This is a genomic window from Rhodococcus sp. (in: high G+C Gram-positive bacteria) (genome assembly GCF_049591685.1).
In the GTDB taxonomy this organism is placed as follows: Bacteria; Actinomycetota; Actinomycetes; order Mycobacteriales; family Mycobacteriaceae; genus Rhodococcoides.
The window spans coordinates 1-2,561 of record NZ_JBAWFH010000240.1 but is presented as its reverse complement, the minus strand read 5'-3'; the positions used below and the strand labels follow the sequence as shown (position 1 = coordinate 2,561).

Below are 2,561 nucleotides of genomic sequence, written 5' to 3'. Positions count from 1 at the left end.
CCCCCTACCCGTTCTCGACAGCCTGATGTCCAACATTCTCATCACCCCTGCCTCGGCGAACGAACCGAACGAACTCCAATCGGGTATCGGCACGGGGCCGTTCGTCGTCACCGATTCCAATCGCGGAACCGGGGAGTACACCCTGGTCGCCAATGAGTACTACTGGGGCGAAGCGCCCAGGGTTCGGCAGGTGCGCGTTCGGTTCATACCCGAGGAAGCCGCGCGAGTCGTCGCGCTGCGCAGCGGCGAGGTCGATGTCATCGACTCGATCAGTCCCGACTCCGCAGAGCAATTGGCATCCCTTCCCGGAGTACAGATCGAAACGGTTCCGAGCACACGAATCAACCAGCTGTTCTTCAACTTTCGCAAGCCTGCAGGCCACCCGCTCGCCAACCCCAAGGTGCGCGAAGCGTTGACGTACGCGATCGATGGTGAATCCCTCGCCCGCGACGTCCTCATCGGCTCGGCCGTTCCGGCGACGGGCGCCGCCCCCAGCACCCTGTCCGGTGCGGTGGAAACCGGAAAGTACACGTTCGATCCCGCGAAGGCACGACAGATGCTCGACGCGGAAGGCGTCACCGATCTCGAGCTCACGTTCATCTGGGAAACCGGTGAATTCACCAACGACGTTTCACTGATGGAGTCGGTGACCCAGATGATGACCGACATCGGCGTCCGGGTGAACCTTCAACAGTTCGAGCCGGGCGGCGACATCTCCTCGTGGCGCCAGGGAAAGGTGGGTGACTGGGATGTGCTCGGAAACGGGTACGGAAACCAGACCGGTCTGGCGCTGACCACTATTCAGGGGATGTACGCGGGCACGGCGGAGAAGGAAGCGACCCGCGACACCTACCACGGTTACGTCTTCCCCGAGATCACGAAGAAGATCGAGCTGGCGTCGAGTGAACCCGATCCGATCCGCCGGGCAGAATTGCTCGCAGACGCACAGCAGGACATCTGGAACACCTGGCCGTGCCTGTGGAGCTTTGTACCGAATGCACTGCTGGCCAAGCGAACGCGTGTACAGAACGTGGCACTGACGCCCATCAACTCCTACGACCTCGGCTCAGTCCGACTGGAGGCCTGAGTCATGACCCTCACAATCGACAAGAAAAAGCCTGTGCCGGTGATCGGGAATGCCGCGAAGAACGCAACCGCGCGTTACGTTCTCAAGCGCCTGGCGCAGAGCGTCCTGACGATTTTCCTGACTCTCACCACCGTCTTCGTGCTGATCCGCATGGCACCGGGTGACCCTGCATATGCGTTGGCAGGCCCACTGGCCTCCACCGAGGACCTGGCGCAGATCCGCGCCGACATGGGCCTCGACAAGTCCGTGTTTCAGCAGTACTTGATTTACCTGTGGGATCTGCTGCATCTTCAGTTCGGAACGTCGTATTCGTTCCAGGCGCCCGCGCTCGACGTCGTCTTCGATCGTCTGCCGTACACGATCACCTTGGCCGTTGCCGCGATTGCGCTGACCGCAGTCCTGTCGATTCCGCTCGGCGTCTGGATGGCCAAGCACGCTGACACCCGTCGGGAACTCGGCGCCAACGCCGTCACCGTTGCAGGACAGTCGATGCCCGAGTTCTGGAGCGGGTTGATGCTGGTGACTCTGTTCGCGGTGCTCATCCCCGTGTTGCCCGCCGCGGGCTTCACCACCTGGTGGTCGCTGATTTTGCCCACGGTGACCATTTCGATCCTTCAGATCGCGTTGATCTCGCGAATGGTCCGTCGGGAAATGGTCAATGCCTACGCGTCCCCGTACATCACTGTCGCCCGATCGCGCGGTGTGTCCGAACGCGAACTCACCTGGCGGTACGCGATGCGTAACTCGGCGATCCCCGTCGTCACTGCACTCGGCACGAGGTTCGCAGGAATGCTCAACGGTGTTGTCGTCGTCGAGGTGGTGTTCGCGTGGCCAGGCGTCGGCTCGCTCGTGGTGCGAGCTCTCGAGACTCGCGACTACCCCCTCATCCAGGCAACCGTTCTCGTCACCGCAGTGCTCGCCGTGCTCGTTCAGTTGCTCGTCGACCTCTGCTACCCACTTCTCGATCCTCGGGTCCGCCTCGGAAAGGGCGCAAGCATATGACCGCACTGCTCGAACCACCGGTGAACGAGCGCCCGAGCGCCGTCACCGCTGCCGACTTCGCCAGAGCCGGCGCCACTCGCAGGCGCCGCGACAGCCGGGTCAAGATCTGGGCGGGAACGACCCTCTCGCTCGCGGTGATCCTGCCCGTCGCGCTAGCCGGGTTGCTCCCCCTGGACGATCCAAACCAAACGAATCTCATTGCGCGTCGACTCCCGCCCCTGACCGACGGCCACCTCCTGGGAACCGATCAGCTCGGCCGCGATCTACTCTCGCGCATCCTTTTCGGGGGCCAGGTCTCCCTGACGATCGGCATTCTCGCTGTGATCGTCTCCGGCATCATCGGCGTCGTCGCCGGCAGCGCCGCGGGTTATTTCGGCGGATGGGTCGACGCGGTCATCTCCCGCGTTCTCGAAGCTCAACTCTCGCTTCCACTGCTGATGATGCTGCTGCTCGTGGTCGCCCTGTTCGGGCC

The 2,561-nt window shown here is 62.9% G+C and carries 3 protein-coding genes; all 3 read left to right on the top strand.

Translation table 11 applies throughout. The annotated features are described in order from the left end of the window. The coding region (locus tag WBQ44_RS10165; RefSeq protein WP_495566564.1) for an ABC transporter substrate-binding protein at positions 1-1,087 on the top strand (1,087 nt) is incomplete at its 5' end. Positions 1,088-1,090: 3 nt separating this feature from the next. Beyond that, positions 1,091-2,089, top strand: coding sequence for an ABC transporter permease (locus WBQ44_RS10160; protein ID WP_495566563.1), 999 nt, complete (start codon positions 1,091-1,093; stop codon positions 2,087-2,089). After that, positions 2,086-2,561 (top strand): ABC transporter permease (locus tag WBQ44_RS10155; RefSeq protein ID WP_495566562.1); only part of this gene is annotated, 476 nt, incomplete at its 3' end. The genes WBQ44_RS10160 and WBQ44_RS10155, both read left to right, overlap by 4 nt.